General features: G+C 30.2%; 12 protein-coding genes. All 12 read left to right on the top strand.

The features are described 5' to 3' along the window. Positions 1-9 precede the first annotated feature (9 nt). The 12 genes from OREMA_RS0101555 to OREMA_RS0101500 all read left to right on the top strand — a co-directional run bounded on the left by OREMA_RS0101555 (position 10) and on the right by OREMA_RS0101500 (position 15283). Positions 10-603 carry an FMN-dependent NADH-azoreductase gene (locus tag OREMA_RS0101555; protein ID WP_018247530.1) on the top strand — a complete coding sequence of 198 codons (594 nt, stop codon included), beginning with the start codon at positions 10-12 and terminating at the stop codon, positions 601-603. 365 nt (positions 604-968) lie between these two features. After that, the gene (locus OREMA_RS0101550) at positions 969-2573 is read left to right on the top strand and encodes a thiamine pyrophosphate-binding protein (RefSeq protein ID WP_018247529.1); all 1605 of its coding nucleotides are present in this window, start codon (positions 969-971) and stop codon (positions 2571-2573) included. Positions 2574-3048: 475 nt separating this feature from the next. Further along, the gene (locus OREMA_RS0101545) at positions 3049-3435 is read left to right on the top strand and encodes a hypothetical protein (RefSeq protein ID WP_018247528.1); all 387 of its coding nucleotides are present in this window, start codon (positions 3049-3051) and stop codon (positions 3433-3435) included. Next, positions 3436-3846, top strand: coding sequence for a hypothetical protein (locus tag OREMA_RS0101540; protein ID WP_018247527.1), 411 nt, complete (start codon positions 3436-3438; stop codon positions 3844-3846). Positions 3847-4212: 366 nt separating this feature from the next. Next, positions 4213-5418 carry an argininosuccinate synthase gene (locus tag OREMA_RS0101535; RefSeq protein WP_018247526.1) on the top strand — a complete coding sequence of 402 codons (1206 nt, stop codon included), beginning with the start codon at positions 4213-4215 and terminating at the stop codon, positions 5416-5418. A gap of 24 nt (positions 5419-5442) precedes the next feature. Then, positions 5443-5895, top strand: a complete 453-nt coding sequence (locus OREMA_RS0101530; RefSeq protein WP_018247525.1) for a GNAT family N-acetyltransferase — start codon at positions 5443-5445, stop codon at positions 5893-5895. Positions 5896-6037: 142 nt separating this feature from the next. Beyond that, the gene (argH, locus tag OREMA_RS0101525) at positions 6038-7399 is read left to right on the top strand and encodes an argininosuccinate lyase (protein ID WP_018247524.1); all 1362 of its coding nucleotides are present in this window, start codon (positions 6038-6040) and stop codon (positions 7397-7399) included. A 269-nt stretch (positions 7400-7668) separates the two neighbouring features. Further along, positions 7669-9525, top strand: a complete 1857-nt coding sequence (locus tag OREMA_RS18115; protein WP_018247523.1) for a methyl-accepting chemotaxis protein — start codon at positions 7669-7671, stop codon at positions 9523-9525. A 297-nt stretch (positions 9526-9822) separates the two neighbouring features. Continuing rightward, positions 9823-10518, top strand: coding sequence for a response regulator (locus OREMA_RS0101515; protein ID WP_018247522.1), 696 nt, complete (start codon positions 9823-9825; stop codon positions 10516-10518). A gap of 28 nt (positions 10519-10546) precedes the next feature. Further along, on the top strand, positions 10547-12316 hold the full coding sequence (gene pnpS, locus OREMA_RS0101510) for a two-component system histidine kinase PnpS (protein WP_018247521.1): 1770 nt from the start codon (positions 10547-10549) through the stop codon (positions 12314-12316). A gap of 240 nt (positions 12317-12556) precedes the next feature. Beyond that, positions 12557-13480 (top strand): PstS family phosphate ABC transporter substrate-binding protein, encoded by a 924-nt coding sequence (locus OREMA_RS0101505; RefSeq protein WP_018247520.1) that lies wholly within the window; start codon positions 12557-12559, stop codon positions 13478-13480. Positions 13481-13594: 114 nt separating this feature from the next. Continuing rightward, entirely contained in the window at positions 13595-15283 is a 1689-nt protein-coding gene (locus OREMA_RS0101500; protein WP_018247519.1) for a methyl-accepting chemotaxis protein, read from the top strand. Positions 15284-15522: the final 239 nt, after the last annotated feature.

The raw sequence follows: 15522 nt of genomic DNA, 5'->3' as shown, positions 1-15522 counted from the left end.
GGTTAGAAGATGAGTAAAGTACTTTATATCAAAGCAAACCCAAAAAGCAAAGAAGATTCTTACACTTTTCAGATGTCTGAATCCTTTGTAGATGAATATAAAAAAGCAAATCCTGAGGATGAGATTATTACCTTAGATTTGTATCAAGAAGATATTAAGCCTTTAACTGAAGAGATGATAGGAGAGTTATTTACAGAAGAGAATAGTAAAATTAGAAGATATGTTAAACAATTTGCTGCTGCAGATAAGTATATTATTGCTGCTCCAATGTGGAATCTAAGTATACCCTCTATATTGAAAGTATATATCGATTATATTGTAGTAGCTGGAATTACTTTTAAATATACAGAAGAGGGTCCAGTTGGATTACTCAAAGATAAGAAGGTAGTATATTTAGCAGCAAGAGGTGGTAAATATAGTGAAGGGCCTGGTCAAGACTTTGAAATGGGAGAACGTTATTTAAGAACAATCTTAGGATTTATGGGAATCACAGACTTTAGTACAGTTGCTACAGAGCTAACTAATGTATTAGAGGGCGAAGATTTAGAGAAGTCAGTAGCAGCTTCAATTGAAGAAGCGAAGAGAGTTGCCAACGAGTTTTAGTATTAATTTATTGAAGTATTAACCCTTTCTTTTATTTTTAAAAGAGAGGGTTTTTGTTTAGGGAAAACTTAGGTTATTTAGAGTTTTGTAAGTTTAATTTAAAACATTATTTTACCAGTAATTCACAGGAACTAACACTAATAAAAGGTGAAAATTTATTGACTATAATTTTTATAAATAATTTATTTTGAATGCTTTTATTTATGAAGATTAGTGCTTATTTGTGGTTTCAAATTGATTTTGAACTAGTTTTTAATTTATATGAGCTTAGATATAGTATAATTATTTTTGGGCTAATAAAAATAATAAACACTTTATATTAAGGTAACTATAATATTGATACCTTCAATTAAAGGAGTGTTTATATGTCGCAGAAATTAACTAAGGTGATGATAGAACAGCTAAGTAAATGGGGTGTTAACCATATTTATGGTTATCCAGGAGATAGCATTTTGAAGTTTATTTCAGCATTAAAAGAGTCTCCAATTAAATTTTATAGTACTAAAAATGAGAGTGCAGCCAGTTTGATGGCTTCTGCTGATTCGAAATTAAGAGGAAAGTTATCTGTCTGTGTTGGCGATGGTGGACCAGGTGCAGCTAATATTGTTAATGGTGTTGCTGATGCTTGTAGTGACCGGACACCTATGCTCTTAATTACAGGTCAAGTAGAGAGCTATAATATAGGTACTAATTATAATCAGTTCATTAAGCAGCTGAATATAACAGATTCGCTTACTGTATATTCTGCTATTGTTAGCAATCCTGAAGTTATAGTAGATTTAATGGTAAAGGCAATGATTGAAGCAATAACTAAAGGTGGAGTTAGTCACTTAGTAGTTCTTATGGATATGTGGGATAAAAAGACCAATGCTCAACCTCGTGATTATCTACCTCATTTAGATGAAACTATATTACCTGATGAGGAATTGATTAATCAGGCAGTAGATCTCATAAATCAAGCTCAAAAACCAATAATATTATATGGTAGAGGTGCGAAAGAATGTAGAGAAGAATTACTACAGCTTGCCAATAAGATTAATGGAGGATTGATTACTACCTTAGCAGCTCAAGGAATGATTGAATATCAACAACCATTATATTTAGGTGGATTAGGTCATACAGGAAATAATAAGACTAATAATTTATTAGAAGAAGCAGATTTAATTATTATCTTAGGAGCTACTTGGTGGCCAATGAATTATGTGCCACGAGAGCCTAAAGTAATTCAATTTGATGCTATTAAAGAGAATATTGGAATGAATCATCCTGTGGAAGTAGGTGTTTTAGCTAATATTCAAGATTCAATTAATCTATTATTAGAAAAAGTATCTAAAAAAGAGAATCAAGTATGGAGAGATAAGGTAGAAGGAGTAAGGGAGTTATATTCAAATAACTTGTCTAAAGAATCTAAAAATGGTGGAAAAGGGATATGTCCTAAAGAGAGTATTAAAGCTATCAGTGAATATATTAGTGAAGATGAGATTATCTGTCTTGATTCTGGTGATAGTGTAGTCTGGTTTGGTAGATATTTTAGTAATAGCTGCAAAGAAGTATTAATCTCAGGTAAGTGGAGAACAATGGGCTTTGCTTTACCCGCTGCTTTAGCTGCTAAGATTAATTATCCTAATCTTCCTGTCACAGCTATTATTGGTGACGGTGGAATAGGGATGGTATTAGCAGAGCTTTTGACAGCTAAAAGATATAATTTAGCTATTAGAATTATTGTTTTTAATAATTCTGTTTTAGCAATGGAGAAGAATAAAATGTTAGTGTCTAACCTAGAAGTGGATGAAGTCAAGCTAAGCAATCCTGATTTTATAAAGTTATCAGAAGCTTGTGGTATTAAGGGTGTAAGAGTAGAGAATAGTAATGATTTGAAAAAGCTTTTAGCAGAAAGTAAAGAGCTTAAACAAACAATGCTGATTGACATTTCAACTTCTAATCTTATCCCAGAGGGTACAAAGCTATAACAATCAAGAAAAAACTCCAGTATTTTTTTACTGGAGTTTTTTTGATAAGTTACTTTAATTTGTAGTTATGAAGGGATTTATATTATTATAAAGAATTATTTACTTAGTTTATTTTATATTAAGAATAAATTTGATAATTTCAGGGATATGTCATTGTGATAACTTCTTTTAAGGAATTAATCTGGTTTCAAAGTATTTATTCGTAATAGTGGTTTATATATGTCCAAGTCTAAAGTGAAATTTAATGGATGTAAAGAGACACTTTTAGGTGATAGGTGCTAAGAGTTGGGAGTTAGTTTTTCCTAATACCTATCACCTATCTCCTATCGCCGAAACTGTCGCTTTATCTTTCTATAACGACATATTTAAATTTAATTTTAGAGTTGTTTATCTATATAGAGTGTAAGAATATTATGTAACATATTAATATATATATGTAGTGAAAAATATCATTTAGCAGAAGGAGAGATTTAATATGAAAAAAAGACCGACATCTATAACTGTAATTGCTTGGATTTTAATCATAACTGGAGGGCTTTCATTAATTGGTACTACATTCAGTTTGAATAATCCTGAGGTTATAAAGATTATGGAAAAGAGCCCTGTACCTATTTTCATTCAGAATATTATAATGTATGTGGGCTTAATAATTACTATAACAAGTGGTATTGCTATATTAAAAGGACTAAATTGGGGGAGATATACTTATGTTATTTGGAGTATATTTAGTTTTATATTTAGTTTATTAACATCACCTATGAAGATGGCTATGATTCCTGGATTAGTTATTTTATTAATTGTTATCTTTTTTCTTTTTCGATCACCAGCGAATAATTACTTTGTTGAAGGTGAAAGAGAATAGATGTTAAGAAAGATATTTGGAATTGCTTTTTATATAATGGCAGGATTTTTTCTATATTCTGTGGAATTATTAGCTTTTCTTAATGAACCTATGTATCCAATTAAATTGATACTGCTTGGTGTATTGGGAGTTTTAACTGTAGTTTTTACAGTGATTGCTATTTTAATATATAGAAGTGGTAAATGGAGAAAGAATTTGGGGATTCTATTAGTATCAGCTTCAGGGTTTTGTGTTTTTGTTATTTTCTCATTTTTTTGTTTTCTATTAACGCCAGAATTTAGAGAATCAATTCCTGATGGGCAATTAACTTTGTTTAGTAATTATGGTAGTGGTTTTCTTTTTGTGGGAGTTATTATATTAGTAGGAGTTATGTTGATTAAAATAGATAACAAAAAAGACAAGGTAATATAATATTATTTATTTTAATCTGGCTAGATAGTTTTAGGTTTTGATATGTTACATAATATTATCTACTTAAAATAAGGATAAAGTTTACACTTTGTGCTGATAAGTCAATATTTCAATATTATATAGGGCAAATTAAATAATACAAAGTATCAATACAATATCTTCTGATTTGCTAAGAATCAAAATGGTTAATAAGTTTTAATAAATAATAGATTAATAGAAAAGTTATTGATTTATTATTTTGCAGCAATTGTCAGAAAATTAAGACTTTTATATTTGTGTTGTATTTTTATACACCAACATGTATAATCATACTAACAAAAGTGAAAATAATACATTTAAGAAATATAATATTAGGAGGAGTTTAATATGGAGAAGAAGATTAATAAGGTTGTTATGGCTTATTCGGGAGGATTAGATACATCAGTAGCTATTAAATGGTTACAAGATAAATATGATGTTGAGGTGGTCTGTTTTTCAGCAGATGTAGGACAGAATGAAGATTTAGCACCTTTAGAAGAAAAAGCATTAAATACAGGTGCCAGTAATATTTATATAGAAGATTTGCAAGAAGAATTTTTAAAAGAATATGTTTTTAAAGGTTTAAAAGCGGGAGCATTATATGAAGCAAAATATCCTTTGGCGACAGCTTATTCTAGACCATTAATTGCTAAGAAGATGATTGATGTTGCCAAGAAAGAAGGTGCTGATGCTGTAGCACACGGTTGTACAGGTAAAGGAAATGATCAGGTGAGATTTGATGTTTCTTTTCAAGCGCTAGCTCCAGGAATTGAGATTGTAGCTCCATTAAGAGAGTGGGAGTTTAAAGCTAGAAGTCAAGAGATTGAATATGCAGCAAAGCATAATATACCAGTAGGTGCTACTAAAGAAAGTCCATATAGTATAGATCGTAACTTATGGGGGATTAGTATCGAATGTGGAATTTTAGAAGATCCTTGGGCTGAACCACCAGCAGAAGTATATCAAATTACAACTGCACCAGAAGATGCTCCTGACAAAGCTGAGTATATAGAGGTTGAATTTAAAGCAGGAGAACCAGTAGCTATTAATGGTACGGAGTATGGAGCAGTAGAATTAGTAAGTAAGTTAAATGAAATTGGTGCTAAACATGGTGTAGGTAGAATTGATATGGTAGAGAATCGTTTAGTAGGAATTAAATCTCGTGAAATTTATGAAGCACCAGCGGCTACTATATTAATGACTGCTCATCGCCATTTAGAAGATTTAGTTTTAGATAGAGAGACTTATCATTATAAAGAATTAATTGCCGAAAAATATGCAGAGTTAGTTTATTATGGTCAATGGTTCTCACCATTAAAGACTGCTTTAGATGCTTTTGTAGAGACTACTCAACAGTATGTAAATGGAACTATCAAAGTGAAATTATATAAAGGAAATGCGACAGTAGTAGGTAGAAAGTCAAATAATTCATTGTATCAGGAGAACTTAGCTACTTATGAGAAGTCTGATGTATTTAATCATGATGCAGCAATTGGATTTATTGAATTATTTGGTTTACCATTAAAGGTTCATGGTACAGTAAATAAGAAATAGTCAAGAAATAGGGGGAGAAATGGTATGGTCAAAATTAGAAAGGCTGAATTAAAGGATAGTAATTTAGTCTTTAACTTAACTAAGAATGTATTTAAGACCTACCAGTCTCTTTTTCCTACTACTCCAGCTTTGTTAGAAGGTAAAGAAGATGTTAAAAGGGATATAGTAGAAAAAGAAGTCTTAATAGCTGAGATAGAAGGCAAGGCAATTGGGACTGTGCGGTATTATGCTAAGAATGATAATTTTTATCTAATTAGATTAGGCATTCTTGCTGAATATAGAGGTGCTAAGGTTGGTAGTAGGCTAATTGCTGAGGTAGAAGATCGAGCTAAAGATGATGGTGCTAAAAAGATTATTTTATATTCTCCTTATAGTTTAAAAAAGATTATTGCTTTTTATAAAAATTTAGGCTATAGGATTGAGAAGGTCAGAGAAGATGAAGACTATGATAGAGCAAAGCTAGTTAAAAGAATATAGATATTTTTAAATAAAGGGCGATTTTATTCGCCCGATTATTATATAGTATAATAAATCTTAAGTAGAGGAAATTAAATATAAGTATGAATAATATTTGAATAGATATTCAAATATGGACAAGTTAATAAAAGGAGTGAAGATTATGAAATTATGGGATGGTAGATTCCAAGAAAGCACAGATAAATTAGTAGAAGAGTTTAATGCTTCAATTGCCTTTGACTATAAGTTAGCAAAATATGACATTGAAGGTAGTATGGCTCATGCTAAAATGTTAGCTCATTGTGGAATTATCTCTAAAGCAGATAGTCAAGAGATAATATCAGGCTTAGAGGAAATTTTAGCAGAAGTAAACTCAGGAGAATTTGAATTTACAGTAGAGCTAGAAGATATCCATATGAATATTGAGAAGAGGTTAACTGATAAGATAGGGGCAGTAGGAGGAAAATTACATACAGCCAGAAGTAGAAATGATCAGGTTGCTTTAGATGTACGACTTTATCTCAGAGATCAAATTAATCAAATTAAGGAACTAGTTAAACAATTAGAAAAAGTATTGTTAGATCTTGCAGAAGAGAATATCGATATTATTATGCCTGGTTATACTCACTTGCAAAGAGCTCAACCAATTAGATTAGCTCATCATTTAATTGCTTATCAACAGAAGCTAAAGAGAGACTATGAAAGGTTAAGCGATTGCTATAAAAGGGTTAATATCTTACCATTAGGTTCTGGAGCTTTAGCTGGTACTAAATTTTCAATAGATAGAGAATTTGTTGCTAAAGAATTAGGTTTTACAGGAGTTAGCCAGAATAGTTTAGATGCAGTTAGCGATCGGGATTTTGTAATTGAATTTCTAGCAGCTTCTTCTACAATTATGATGCATTTAAGTCGTTTGAGTGAAGAATTAATCTTATGGTCTAGCTCTGAATTTGATTTTGTAGAGATATCTGATGCATTTTGTACTGGAAGTAGTATTATGCCTCAAAAGAAGAATCCTGATATCCCAGAGTTAGTTAGGGGGAAGACTGGAAGGGTCTATGGTCATTTAACTCAACTATTAGTAACAATGAAAGGATTACCTTTAGCCTACAATAAAGATATGCAGGAAGATAAAGAAGGATTATTTGATACAGTGGATACAGTTAAGGTTAGTTTGGAGATTTTTGCGAGAATGATGGCAAATACTAAATTTAAAGCTCAGAATATGAAGAATGCAACGGAAGGTGGTTTTGTTAATGCCACTGATGTAGCAGATTATCTGGTAGATAAAGGAATTCCCTTTAGAGAGGCCCATGAAGTAGTAGGGAAGACGGTATTATATTGTATTCAGGAGAATAAGAAGTTATCTGATTTAAGTTTAGCTGAATGGAAGATATTCTCTGATGTTTTTGATGAGGATATTTATCATGCTATTGCTATTGAAACCTGTGTAGATGCACGAGATACAATAGGTGGGCCAGCAATTGAAGAAATTAAACGGGTACTAGAGCAGGAGAAGAATTAAATTAATTGAATTAGAAGTGAGGATCCTAGGAGGATCCTCACTTTTTTAATGAGATTAAAAAATATAAAATATAAAAAAGGAGAATTAAAGCAATTAAATACATGAAAATAGCATTATATTATAAAAAATAATTAAATTAGAGGATTGATTATATTTATATAGAATTAATAAATAGAATTTTCAATTTATATTAATTATTTATACAATTAAAATAAAATTTTAGATATTTGCATTAATATATCAAGTTTAATTAAGAGGGGGGAATACAAGTGATAAATATTACTTTAAAAAAGAAATTGATTATTGTTCTAGTTTTAGCTGCAATTATTCCAGTATTAATTGTAAGCACTGTTTTATTTAGACAAGCAAAAGCTGGTATAGAAAAGTTGCTTGTTGATAGAATAGATCAAGCTAGCAATGCAACAGAACTGTATTTTCAGGAGAAGACAGTACAAACTTTATTAGCAGCAGATAGTTATTCTAGCAATGAGAAGATTATATCGGCATTTAAAGAGCAAGATAGAGCTAAATTAAATAAGATTATTTCTCCAATTTTTAAGCATTTACAAGAAGAAATAGGATTAGATGTTTTTGAATATGGTGATAGTGAAGGAATAGTATTTTTAAGAGCTCATAATCCAAATAAATATGGTGATGATAAGAGTGCTAAAGGATCTATTCAAAGGGCATTGCAGGGAGAAGAATCAACAGTAATGGAAGCTGGAAAGAGTGGATTTGCTATTAGAGCGATTGTTCCTATTAAAGATAAAGGCAAAGTGATAGGAACACTACAAACAGGTTTTAGTTTTGATCAGAAGTTACTTTCTAAATTAAAAGGAACTATTTCAGGGAATATTAGAATTTATGATAAAAACAGATTGGTGATTACTTCAAAAGAAGATGATAAAGGGAAGATAGGAGAATTATTAGAGGATAAGTCTATCTTTGAAAGAGTTAAAGAAGGACAAGAAGTACGTGAAGTCAATCAGCAAGGGAATTTAGATCTATATACTCCTTTATATAATCCTATTACAAATCAAGTAAAAGGGATGATTAGAGTTACTCAAGATTTAAGCTTTGTCAATAAATTGGGCAAAAGAGTAAGTTTTAGTTTTATTCTTGATGGAATTGTTATATTAATATTAATTGTAGCTTTTTCTTTATATTTCAATAAGATTGTTACTAAGCCAATAGATAAATTAATTAATACAGCTAAAGAGATAGCAAAAGGGAATTTAAATATAGCAGATATAGAGGTTGAAAGAAATGATGAAATTGGTGAATTAATTATAGCTTTTAGTGAAATGAAAGATAATTTAAGAAACATTGTCATTAATTTATTGAATACAGCGGAAGAATTATCTGCTTATAGCCAAGAACTTTCAGCATCGGCACAAGAGGGTAATGCTAGTATTGAAACAACGAATCAATTAATCAAGCAGATGTCAGCTGGAATTCAAGAAATATCAGCTAGTACTGAGGAGATAAGTAATTTTGCTGAACAGTCTAATAGCAATACTCAGCAAGGTAGTAATAATATAAAAGAAACAGTTAATAGTATTAAATTGATAAGTAGTTCTGTTAAAGACACTGTAGAGATAATTGAAGATTTAGATAATAATTCTAAAGAGATTGGTCAGATAGTAGAACTTATTACTAATATAGCAGAACAAACTAATTTATTAGCTTTAAATGCTGCTATTGAGGCTGCTAGAGCAGGAGAGCATGGGCAAGGATTTGCAGTAGTGGCCGATGAAATTAGAGGATTGGCGGAAGAAACTGCTAAAGCTACAGATAAGATTAGAACTTTAGTTGAAAGAACACAACAACGTTCAAAAAATGGTTTGAAGGCTGTTGAGAACTTAGAAGGACAAGCTGTTGAAGGAGAAAAGATAGCAGAAGAAACTGGAGAGATATTTATAGAGATTGAAAGTTCTAGTGAAGAAATATCAGCCCAGATTGAACAGACTGTAGGATCTACCCAGAGCTTAGCAGAAAATAGTGATCAAATTATGAGTGCTGCTGAAGAGGTAGATGCTATGTCGATGGAAATAAGTAATTCATCTCAAGAATTATCTCAGATGGCCCAAAAATTACAAAATTTAATTGAGAAATTTGAAATATAATCAATAAGAAAAAGAACTTCTCTAGAGAAGTTCTTTTTCTTATTTATTTAGTGATAAAAAATAGAAATATATCTAGTGGAATATGTTAACATTATGTTAAAATTAAGTCTAATTACTTTAATATAGTTGATTTTTATTAGTAATTAGTTGTATATTATAAGTATAGGATGAGAAATTAAGAGATAAAGTAGAAATTGAAACTAAAAGATAGCTAATCATATAGTATTAAGGTAGGGAATTTTATTTCTATTTTTTAGTATAGAACAGAGTGGAAATTAATATAATGGAGGATTATTTATGACAAATAAGATTTTAGTGGTTGATGATGAAGTAAATATTGTGGAGTTAGTTAAGTTTAACTTAGAAAAGGAAGGATATGAAGTTATAACAGCTTATGATGGAGAAGAGGCTATCAATAAGGCTAAAGAGAATAATCCGAATTTAATTGTACTTGATCTAATGTTGCCTAAATTAGATGGTTTTGATGTTTGCCGTCAAATTAGAAAGGATAATCAATTAAAAAGAACTCCAATTATAATGTTATCTGCTAAAGGAGAAGAGATTGATAAGATACTAGGATTAGAGTTGGGGGCTGATGATTATGTTACCAAGCCTTTTAGCCCTAGAGAATTAATTGCTAGAGTTAAAGCAGTTTTAAGAAGAATAGACAGTAAAGAAGAAAAAACAGATAAGATAATAGAGCTAGGAGCTATAGAAGTTGATTTAAATAAATATCGAGTAGAGGTAAATGGAAGTGAGATAAACTTAACTCCAAAAGAGTTTGAATTATTAGCAATTTTAATGACCCATCCTGGTCAAGTCTTTTCAAGAAGTTACCTCCTAGATGAATTATGGGGATATGATTATCACGGTGGGACTAGGACTGTAGATGTACATATTAGAAGATTAAGAAAGAAGATAGGAAATCATAGTGAGGAAGAACCTATTTTAACAGTTAGAGGTGTAGGGTACAAATTTAAAGAGATAAAATAGCTACTAGCTATAAGTAAAGGAGATTTCTATGTTACAAAGACTGCAAAGTATTAAAACCAAGATAGTAGCTTTATATTTAATTTTGTTAATAGCCACTTTGGTGTTTGCTGGTTATATTTTACAAAGGTCATTAGAAAATTATTTTTCCACTTGGTTAGAAAGAAAATTAATTAAGGAAATGAATTTAATAGTTAGTATTATTAAGCCAGTTTTGGAGAATAAGGATTATGATAGTTTAGACAAGTCAATTGTAGATTATGGAAAAGAATTAGAAACTAGAATCACTATTATTGATTCAAAAGGGAAGGTATTAGCTGATTCTAGAAAAGATCCTATGAAGATGGAGAATCACTTGGGGCGTCCGGAGATACAAGAGGTTTTAAAAGGAAGTTTAGGAAAAGAGATTAGATATAGTTCCACTTTAGATATTAATATGAAATATATAGCTTTACCTATTAAAGATGGAGAGAAGTTGCTAGGTTTTATTAGGGCCTCTTTAACTCTTAATAAGTTAAGAGAGTTATATAAGGGTATTTGGACAGTGTTATTAAAAACAGTGTTTACTACCATTCTGATTGGAATATTATTATCTTTAAAGTTTACTAATCAGATTACTGATCCTATTGAAGAAATTACTTTTGTAGCAGAGAAGATTGCTAATGGATATTTAGATCAGAATTTAGTGATTAGAACTCAGGATGAAGTAGGAAAGTTGGCTCAAATGTTCAATCATATGGTCAATAGAGTTAGAGATAAGGTACAAGAGATTTCTGCTGAGAAGAACAAGATTGAAGCAATTGTTACAAGTATTGGAGATGCAGTAATTGCTGTTAACCAAGATAGAAAGATAATATTATTTAATTTAGCAGCAGAAAGGATCTTTGGAATTAAAGAAGATAAGGTCTTAGATAATTCAGTAATTCAAGTTACCAAGAATTATAGATTAGATGAGTTAGTCGAAAAATCTTTAAAAGAAGATCAAATTATTACAGAGGAATTAGAAATGTTAGTTCCTGAACAGAAAATTTTTAGAATTCAAATTGCTCCTATTCAAGATGCAAATAAAAGTACTGTAGGTGTTGTTGCAGTTTTAAGGGATATTACTGATATTAGAAGGTTAGAAGAGATGAGAAAGGATTTTGTAGGAAATGTATCCCATGAATTAAAAACTCCTTTAACCTCGATTAAGGGGTATGTAGAGACTTTATTAGATAGTAAACCTAGTGATAATATCTATAATTCTTTTCTAAATATTATAAAAGAAGAAGCTGATCGTCTACAGCGATTAATAGAAGATTTATTGAATCTTTCAAAGATTGAATCGCATTCTAATTATAAGTCTAAAGAAGATGTAGATATAGTTAAGATTATAGATGATACAATCTTATTATTAGAATCTAAAGCTAAAAAGAAAGATATTAATTTAGTAGCAGATTTAAATCTTTCGGCACCTAATATTCAGGCTGATCAAGATCAGTTATCAAGGTTGATGATCAATCTGATCGATAATGCTATCAAATATACACCTCAAGGCGGTAAAGTTAAGGTTAGTGTAGATCAAAAGGAAGAGAAGTTAATTTTAGAAGTTGAAGATAATGGAATTGGTATACCTGAAGATGATTTACCAAGGATATTTGAACGCTTTTATAGAGTAGATAAAGCTAGAAGTAGAAAACTTGGAGGTACTGGTTTAGGTTTATCCATTGTGAAGCATATTGTTGAAGAGCATCAGGGGAATATAAGTGTAGAAAGTGAAATTGGTCAAGGAACCAGGTTTAGCGTAGAATTGCCGATTTAGTTTTGTGATATCAGCTTATGTATAATAAGGTCAATAATATATTTAGCTAAATACTAAAATTATAGAAAAGATGCCATTATCTAATGGTATCTTTTTTATATTAAAAATAAATTGATAAAATTTTCTGTTTTAACATTTTGTTAACATTATCTTAATCTCCTTGCAAAAAAGCCTTGCTATAATTTCATTGAGAGTTGAGAGAAAAATAAATTAATAAGAAAATAAGAGGAGGAATTTTTAATGTTTAAGAACAAAACTATTGCTTTATCTTTAGTATTACTTTTAGCAGTGAGTGTTTTATTTACTGTAACAGGAAAGGTTAACGCTTGGTGGATATTTGGTGGAGATGATAAGAAAGATGAAAAAGCTTATATCCAAATTAAAGGTTCTGATACAATTGTAAACTTAGCTCAGACTTTAGCTGAAAATTATATGGGAGATAATCCTAATGTGTCTATTTCAGTAACTGGTGGTGGATCTGGTACTGGAATCAAAGCTTTAATCAATGGAACAGTTGATATTGCAGATGCTTCTCGTGTGATGAAAGATAAAGAGATTAAAATGGCTGAAAATAATGGTATAGATGTTTATAGAATTGTACTAGCTATGGATGGATTAAGTGTTGTTACAAATGACAATAACCCTGTAAAGAACTTAAGTATAGAAGATTTAGGTGCTATCTTTAGAGGAGAAATTACTAACTGGAAAGAAGTTGGTGGACCTGATATGCCAATTACTTTATATGGACGCCAAAATAGCTCTGGTACATTTGTTTACTTCCGTGATAATGTATTAAAAGGTGAATATTCTGCTAGTATGAACAGAATGAATGGTAATGCTCAGATTGTTGAAGCTGTGAAAGCTGATAAAAGTGCTATCGGTTATGTAGGAATAGGTTATGCTGCTAAGGATGGTAAAGCAGTAGCAGGATTAAATGTAATGAATGTTAATGGAGCTACTCCATTAGATCCTAAGAATGTTAAGAATGGTTCTTATCCATTAGCTCGCCCATTAAATCAATACATTAATGGTAAGCCAAGTGGAGCAATCTTAAAGTTCTTAAAATACGAATTAAGTGAAAAAGGAGAAGCTTTAGCTATCGAAGAAGGGTTCTATCCTGTAACTCCTGAGTTTCAAAAAGTTAACAAAGAAAATATTAATTAAGCAGTAATAAAATTGAATTTCATGATATAACCCAGTTTATCTATATAGATAAACTGGGTTATATCTTCTGTTGGGACTAAATATATAAAATGATAATCTGGAGGTCTTATCCAAATGAATAAATTTATTAAAGTAATTAAGAATAAAATATTATCTTTTGGTAATAAGATAAAGGCTAACAATATTTTAGGGAAGAAGTTTAACAACTTAAAATTTAAAATTAAATTATTTTTAGGCTTTGGTGCTGTGATATTGGTTTTCTTATTAGGATCTGGAGTTAACATACTATTTTTGAATAATATAAATAATAGTGTTGAAAATTTAGAGGCAGCTGGTGACAATATGCACTATATTTTGAAATTAGCTACTATAGTTAGAGGTAAATATATAGATGCAATTGATTTAGTGGATAATAATAGAAAAGCAAAGGCTGTTAGACATTTTAATAATCATGAAAAGGAGTTTCAAGAGGTTATTGATCACTTAAAGAATCAGGTCAAAAATAGAGATATTGAATTTCTATTAGAAGAGTTAATTAGTTTAAATCAAACTTATAATGATATTTTTAATAAGCAATTAATCCCAGTGTGGCGAATTAAGAATGGAGAAAAGCTTCCTGATTATAGGGGTATTGTTAATTATAGGGTTCCAATGGTTGCTTTAGTTAATACTAGAGATGACATGATTCAAGCAAGTAACTCTTTAAATAAAATTTTTGTTGAAGAGCGTGAAAATTCCTTGGATATCTTTAATCAGAACTTAGGATTAACCCGAAGGTCTTTTATGGTTTCAATAATAGCTACTATAATAATGTCACTAGTTATTATTAGATTATTAGAGAATAATCTTGTTAATACTTTGGAGAAATTAGCTAATTATAGTCGGGAAATAGCTAGTGGTAATCTTAAAGTAGAGAAATTAAAGATTAGAACAGATGATCAGATTGAGGATTTGGCTAGATCTTTTAATATTATGGTAGATAATTTATGTGAATTATTAAGTAATATATCAAGTGCTAGTAATGAAGTTACAGGTTTTAGTCAAGAGTTATCATCATTATCTATAGAGGTAGATGCCACTATTAATTCTGCATCTTCAATAATTGATGATATGTCTGGGGGGGTTGATCAACTGGCTGTAAATAGTCAAGAGGTGATGGATTTTTCTTATGAAGTAGTAAATATCACTCAGGAAGGACATACTAAAATAAGAAGTTCTGTTGATCAAATGATAAAAATAGAAGAAACAGTTGAAAATGTAGCAGAAGTTGTAGGTGAATTTAGTAAACAATCAGAAGAAATAGGCAAGATTACTGAACTAATTGATAGAATTGCAGATCAGACCAATCTTTTGGCTCTAAATGCTAGTATAGAGGCTGCTAGAGGAACTCGTAGGGGTGAAGCGGGTAGTGGTTTTGCAGTTGTAGCAGAAGAAATTAGAAATTTAGCTAAAGAGACTTCTAATGCGACTAATAACATTGATAGTTTAATTAGAGAGATACAGTCCAAATCAAAGGAAGCAATTAAAGCTATAACTACAGGTAAGAAAGAATCTCAAGCAGGTGAGAGAATTATTAAAGAGGCTGGTGAAGCTTTTAAATTAGTTAATAATGCAATTGATGATACAGTAACTCATATTGAAGAGACTACAGCTTCTACTGAAGAGTTGGCTGCCGGGAGTCAACAAGTGCTTGAGGTTACAGATGAAGTTAAGAGTATTTCCCAACAAGTTACAAAAGAATCAGAAAAACTTTCTATGATGGCTGAAAATTTAAATAATTTAGTACAAAACTTTAATTTATAATCTATAAAGTTAATACATAGAGTTCAAGATTAGAATTTATAAGTATTTGATTATAAGAGTGTAATTTTACATTTTTTATAACATCTTAATTATGTTCATTGATAAGTCGTGGTATGATAAAAAATTCCAGTTACAATATCATAAATTTTTTGCTATATTAGTGAATATATTTGATTTTATTTCCACACTATAAGACTGTTACAAAAATGTTACAACAATGTTAACACTCTTTTAACAAT

The organism is Orenia marismortui DSM 5156, assembly GCF_000379025.1.
Taxonomy (GTDB): Bacteria; Bacillota; Halanaerobiia; order Halobacteroidales; family Halobacteroidaceae; genus Orenia; species Orenia marismortui.
The sequence above is the reverse complement of the archived record's forward strand: the minus strand, read 5'-3'. Positions and strand labels throughout refer to the sequence as shown.